General features: G+C 44.6%; 6 protein-coding genes. All 6 read right to left on the reverse strand.

Going from position 1 to position 6,171, the window contains the following annotated elements; genetic code table 11:
• Window positions 1-55: 55 nt before the first annotated feature.
• Window positions 56-1,972, reverse strand: coding sequence for a hypothetical protein (locus tag BK582_RS26245; RefSeq protein WP_078598695.1), 1,917 nt, complete (start codon window positions 1,970-1,972; stop codon window positions 56-58).
• 24 nt (window positions 1,973-1,996) lie between these two features.
• The gene (locus BK582_RS26250; protein WP_078598696.1) at window positions 1,997-2,878 is read right to left on the reverse strand and encodes a hypothetical protein; all 882 of its coding nucleotides are present in this window, start codon (window positions 2,876-2,878) and stop codon (window positions 1,997-1,999) included.
• A gap of 153 nt (window positions 2,879-3,031) precedes the next feature.
• The gene (locus BK582_RS26255) at window positions 3,032-3,739 is read right to left on the reverse strand and encodes a DUF3945 domain-containing protein (protein WP_078598697.1); all 708 of its coding nucleotides are present in this window, start codon (window positions 3,737-3,739) and stop codon (window positions 3,032-3,034) included.
• 53 nt (window positions 3,740-3,792) lie between these two features.
• Window positions 3,793-4,164 carry a helix-turn-helix domain-containing protein gene (locus tag BK582_RS26260; RefSeq protein ID WP_078598698.1) on the reverse strand — a complete coding sequence of 124 codons (372 nt, stop codon included), beginning with the start codon at window positions 4,162-4,164 and terminating at the stop codon, window positions 3,793-3,795.
• A gap of 822 nt (window positions 4,165-4,986) precedes the next feature.
• Window positions 4,987-5,817, reverse strand: a complete 831-nt coding sequence (locus BK582_RS27580) for a permease prefix domain 1-containing protein (protein ID WP_177344676.1) — start codon at window positions 5,815-5,817, stop codon at window positions 4,987-4,989.
• Between the two features lies 1 nt (window position 5,818).
• Window positions 5,819-6,154 carry a PadR family transcriptional regulator gene (locus tag BK582_RS26270; RefSeq protein WP_078598699.1) on the reverse strand — a complete coding sequence of 112 codons (336 nt, stop codon included), beginning with the start codon at window positions 6,152-6,154 and terminating at the stop codon, window positions 5,819-5,821.
• Window positions 6,155-6,171 lie beyond the last annotated feature (17 nt).

Genomic DNA, 6,171 nt, shown 5'->3' on the forward strand with positions numbered 1-6,171 from the left:
CCTTCCCCTTTAAATTTTGGTTTTTATATAAGATAAGGTTTAACTTCAGCGTTTTCTAACGGTTAAACCCCATCTGAATATCGCATGCAAATACGACGTTATCGAACCCTCGCCGCAAATAGTACCGATATCGCTCCTTATGTTCGAGCATGGTTTTCAGTGCGATCGGCACTTCTTGTTTAAGGATCTGTTCGTAATCAGCGATTGTCGACTTTGTCATTCCACCAAGGAGCGTATAGTCGGCACTTTCAAATTGATTGAGTGTGCGGTCCTGGAGCATGCGCTCCACGCTGTTATAAATGTGAACCACCCGAACTCCATTATCATTAAGCTGGTCGAACTGATCCCGGACATACTGTTTGATACCAGGTGCTAGTTGTTCTACACCATGTAAGATCACAACATCTCCTTGCGAGAGGTTACCTACTGCGAAACCGAGTGCGTTGACGAACTGAGCCATCATAACACCCCGACTTCTTCTCAAAAGCGAGCTGAAATCGTAGATTACCCGGTTGGAGACGGCAGCACGGTCGATTTTCGTGGAGGTTGTGGTGTTGAACAGATCCCCGTTCGAATCCATCATGTCCCTGAATGCCGTCTGTAGAAACCCGTATGCGTTCATGACCTCCGGGTCCTTGTTTCTGGCCTGCACCTGAGCGTTGTATTCCATATCCAGGTAAGCCTGGAACTCCGGAAGTTTCGGAACCTGATTGTGCGGTATACCCACAAGGCGTAAAAGGTGGCGGTTGTCCTGCGCGTTCCTTGCCCACATCCGCTTATCTACATAGAAATCATTCAGGACTTTTAGGAGCGCCCCTTTAATTCGGGGTCGCTTCTCATCCGTCATTGGCTGCAGCTGCTCAAGCATGAGTGCCAGTTTTTCCAGATGTGCCGGGAATACGCTCAATTCATGCTCTTTATCCCCGAAAAGCTCGAACGGGTTAATATCCCCTCTTGTCATGTCCACGTTGGATGTGACATCGGATAAATCTACGCCGATTTCATCCACGTTCGCACGGTTCAAAACCAGATGTACCACACGTTTGTTACGAAGGAGGGCATTCATGCCGAGCTTCACACCCCATACGTCCACGCCCCGCTCCCCTTTGAAATCCCAGTTACTGAGCGTTTGTGCTTCGGCTTTTCCGGCAATGACGACGTGAGAATCGTAATTGTCAATGTCCATGAGTACCGCAGAGTTATTCACATCCCCTTCCATCTGGCCGATGTACTCCCCTTGCGGGTCCTCAATCCCTCTTGTGACAAGGCTGTAATTCCCGGCGAATTCCGCCGAGGTGAACATGAAGTTCCGCCCCATCTTGTCTTCCACTTTATTAAAGAGATTTGAAAGCTCCCGTTTTTGCTCCCCGATGTACGGAGCAGCAAACACCGTATCGAAACGATCTTTGTACTGGCGATTGATTTTATTCACCGCATCGTCGAGACGCTCCAAGGTCGGTGCTTTGACAAGCAGACGCATTGCCACACGGAGATAGCTCGACCCGTTCATTAAGTCATTCGCAATGTCCACAAGCTGCTGCTGTTTCTTGCTGAGCTTCTGACGGGCTGTCAGTGAGCCATCCCTTTCTGTCTCATTCGCCTGGTTATTGAGGAGTCCCTCGGCTCGCCCCTGGTGCTGATCGATCCAGGATTCACTCATGCGTCCGACATGTTCAATGCGTCGGACACTCACATCGTAACCGATGTTTCTCGGTATGAGGTTGATCCCCCAGAAATACCCGAGGTTGTCATCTGACTCGCTGTGGTGAAGGATCGTCAAGATTGTCGCGTAAGACCCGTCCACTTGAAAATAAACTGAACGGAACAAGAATTTAGATTTCGGCTTAATAGATCTAAACAGGGGATAATCGCGAATTCTTGCATAATCTTTCTGCTTTGTGTCCACCTCTTTTTCCTTACGCTTATTTTTTGTCACCAGATTGCTCAACCCTCTTGCTGGTGCTTTACTCATCGTCTGGTCCCCCTCTCTCTGTCATTATTTCTGAGCTCCAAGTAGTGATTTTAAGTAACGCTCCATTTCCTTATAATTCAAGGTCTTCGCGAGACGGAACATCATACCGTCCGCTTCCACATCACCAATTAAGAGGTTTTCAAATTCCGTAAGCGCTGCTTCTGACGGTGCCCTCACCACAAGATATTGATGTAAAGACGTAAGGCCTTGATTGTTGTTAATAGCGTATTTCAAGATGTCATGCTGCTCTTTGAGCAGGGTATTTAATCCTTTGGACTTCACGTTTAATTCTTTTTTCGTTCGTCTCACTGCCTCCAGCTGTTCATCGACGCTATGGCCTTCATAGACGGTATCGTAAATGACTTCCACACCCACAGGTAGTTTGCGATAGAACGAATCAACCTTGTCCAGAATAATCTGCTTATCCTGCTCAAACATCAGGGCGGATGCCGATCCGACGACGTGGTAGCAATAACCGATCTGACCGTCCAAATAATGAATGCGCCCGTCTTCCGGATCGACAGTCTTAATATTTAGAAGGTGCTGGAGCGGATAGACCGCGTCTGACATTCGGACAGGGACGTAACGTCCGCTTTTTGGTAAGTAATTAATCATGGAAAACACCAGTTCCAAACCTGTCCGGTTCGTTTTATCCGCCTTGACAAGCAATACTGATAAAGCGACCCATGCTATCGTAAACCCGATAATGAGCGGAACGCCTCCCTTTCCAATAAATGTCTGGAAAATTAGATAAAACCAGCCAAACGCGGCGAGAAGGGCGAACAAGATCACTTTCGCCGACACGGGCCGGTTTATCCCCACGCCGTTCTTTGACTTAACGTTGAATTCCATATCAAAATACGAAACGTCCAGCGTTGCGGGTATTTTGAATCGTTGTTTCGCCATAACGGGGCTCCTCCTTTCTCTAACCACCCGTACGATTGTAGGTGATGTATGGTAATTATGGTAATATATGGAAATAGTATATCATAAACAAATCGCTGAGTATACAGCGATTTTTCAACAATTTGCACCTGGAAGAATACCTTCTTCTTTCTCTTAAAAATTCGGGGTCAGGCGCCACCTGCTAGTTGTTTCATCAAGCTCCAGGGTGAGACGGCATCGAAACGGGCGTCCGTTTCGGCTAAGACCGGAAAACGGCACCGATTTCCCCTTACGTAACTGCTCGATATCCCTAAGCGGGAGCGTCTTCCCGCTGAAGATCGGAAGAAACACACAGGTTTCCCGTGTGAAATCCTCGGCTGGCTGGTCGAACTCCTCAAAATGAGGGATGATCCCCCATCTTGCCGGATACGGCCCGTTCTCCGGAATGAATCCGAAAGAGACATTCACAGCGTACGGGGTAAGGCTTCGATTCGATTGACACACAAGGAGGAGCTTTTCCCCTCGGCGCAATAATTGCTGTTCTTCTTCTGTAAAGTTGTGACCATTCCACTGAATGGGAAACGGGGCGTCCTTTCGATCATGGCCTGCAGCATCCCACGGCGCAAACCCGAAATATTCGTGACCATTGTGTTCCTGCCATTCGAGCGATCCGGTAATTCCGTCTGTATAAGCGGTCTTAATCCGGATGTCATAACCAGCGATCAGCAACTCAATCTCACGGTCTGTGAACCGGTAACCGGACCACACCCGTTTAAAGCGAACCGCTTCTCCGTTCGGCAGGCACATATGAACATATTCCGCATCATAATTGTCCGGTTCGCTGGTACCAGATGACTGTTGGGTCGGTAGTAAAAATGTCATGTTACTCCGCCTCCTTTTCTGAGATTCGTCGCTTTTATTGGGGTGAAAAAAGACTAATTGCCTTTCCTTTGGCCTGCCAACTCACACAATTGCTCCCGCTTCACGTCATCGAATAACGGCAGATGTTCAGCAATCATTTCAATGAGCCGTTTGTCCGCATCTGTCAGGTGCGAAATATCCAGCTTGTTATACGCTCGGGATTCCGCCACGGCTTTCTTCATGCATTCGACTGCTTCAAAGGACAGGTCGTACGCCTCCTGCAGCCGGCCAACCCACTCGTATGGCGCATTTCGTTGCCCACGCTCCACAGCAGATAAATACGCTGGGCTGACACCCAGGTGCAATGCCATGTCTTTTAAATACTCATCATGCTCGATACGAAGTTTACGGGTGATTCTCCCAAACACGGTCAATGTCGAAGACATATCGGCTAACCCCCTTTCTCTATAGACTTTTCTTCGGACAGATCGCTTGTAGTCTAATTATACCAATATATGTAAATTATATCTACTAAATAAAGTAAAAAATTACAATAAATGGAACAATAGAAGTCACAGAAAAAAAAAATAGGACCTCGCCAGAGTGTCCCAGATTCAAACCACCAAAACTTTTATTTATTTTGCTCCCTTATCCACAGGTTATCCACAGTTAAATATACAGGAGCAGAGCATTCCTTTATAACTTTTTAAAATTTAGTTGGGACATATTAAAAAAAAGTTCTATAATCCTTGATCTAATGGGATTTAGCTGTCCCAGATTCGAAAAAAATGTCCCAGATTTAATACCAGATGTCCCAGATTACGCGTGATTTGTCCCAGAAAAATGCGAAATGTCCCAGAAAAAACGCCGATTTCTGGGACAAACGGTTGATTTCTGTGATTTAAGTCCAAAACTGCGTGTGTATTTATGCGAATCTATGTATAAAAAATACATCACCCTTGCATACACGCAAGGGATTTTGGCAAAAAAGTTGGGACACGCTGGGACACTAAAAACTCGAAAGTAAACCACGCAAACCCTTGGTATGACTGACTTCTGAGCCGATTTCTTGTGAAAAATACAGTAAATTAGCAAAACCGAATCTGGGACACTCCAAAAACCACTCAATCCCTTGGTGCGCCTGGTTTTTTCCGCATTTTTGCGATTTTAAAAAAGACCTGTGTCCCAACTTTGAAAACCGAATCTGGGACACTCTTAAAAAGTCCTCACAACCCTTGGTGCGACTGCATTTCTATCAAAAATAATACCTATGAAGGCTCTTTGTTATTCTTTACCCATTGTTGGTAAAGAACGTACCCAACCACGTTTAAAGTGACCACTATTAACACCCATATGGGTGTTAAATGGTTTCTTTGATAAAGCGTAATGACTCCCCAAATAGTGAACAAGATCCAGTAAACTACAATACCGAAGAGTAAAACCACACTTGATAAAGGGGAATTATTAATAATTTCTCTTACGACATGTGAGTTTCCTTCGGAAATGGTTGTCGTTCCAATCTCCATAAACGCTGTCTTTTCTAATAATTCTTTATTTTCGTAGTGATAGTCGGGGTCATTATTGGTGGTATAGGAGAAAATTAAATCGCGATCGAATGACTCAACATCTAACTCACTTATATAATAATACTTATACGAAGTGGTGTATTGAGTTTCAGCCAGCATTGAATCAATTACTTTCTTTAGGTCATCCGTTATAATTTCTTGATCTTCTAAGATGGTCAAGACCTCTGCGTGAATTTCCGCATCCGCCTCTTTTGCCGTATTGCCAGACAGTGCGATCATTTCACTCAAAACAAATGATAATAACAGAGCAGCAATACCAACAACCAAAACTATTTTTGAGAAGACTTTTTGGGTATTAAAAATCTTTCCTACGACAGACACTTTTACTTTTTCCCCTCCGAACCTCTCTATAGCTATTTGTACCGCCTCTCTTTCTGATTTCCCTTCACTTTTTAATTCTTCCACCCCTTCCATTAAATGATTTCTCATTTCTTCTTTTAGTTCTTCAATTTCCTCTTTATCTCCAGTAGCGTGTTTATAGATAAAATTTACGTATTCGTCTATTTTCTTCATTCTAGTTTCTCCCTTCTAAAAAATACTCCATTATTTCTTTTAAAAACCTCCATTCAACTTGCATAGCGTCAAATTTCTCCCTTCCAGCATCTGTGATTTTATAATATTTCCTTCTTCCGCCAGGTCCTTGGTCTGCACCCCAATAAGACTCAATTAATTCACTTTTTTCCAGTCTTTTTAATGAAAGGTACAGTGTGGCCTCTTTAATATCGAAGTTGTTGTGACTCGTTTCTCGGATTGTTTTTGCTATTTGGTAACCGTACAAGTCCTCCCTGTGAAGGAGAGACATGATAATTAAATCTATATGACCTTTCAGCACCTCTTTGTTAATTTGCAAATATATCCCCCCCCCCC

Source organism: Evansella clarkii, from assembly GCF_002019695.1.
GTDB classification, from domain to species: domain Bacteria; phylum Bacillota; class Bacilli; order Bacillales; family Salisediminibacteriaceae; genus Evansella; species Evansella clarkii.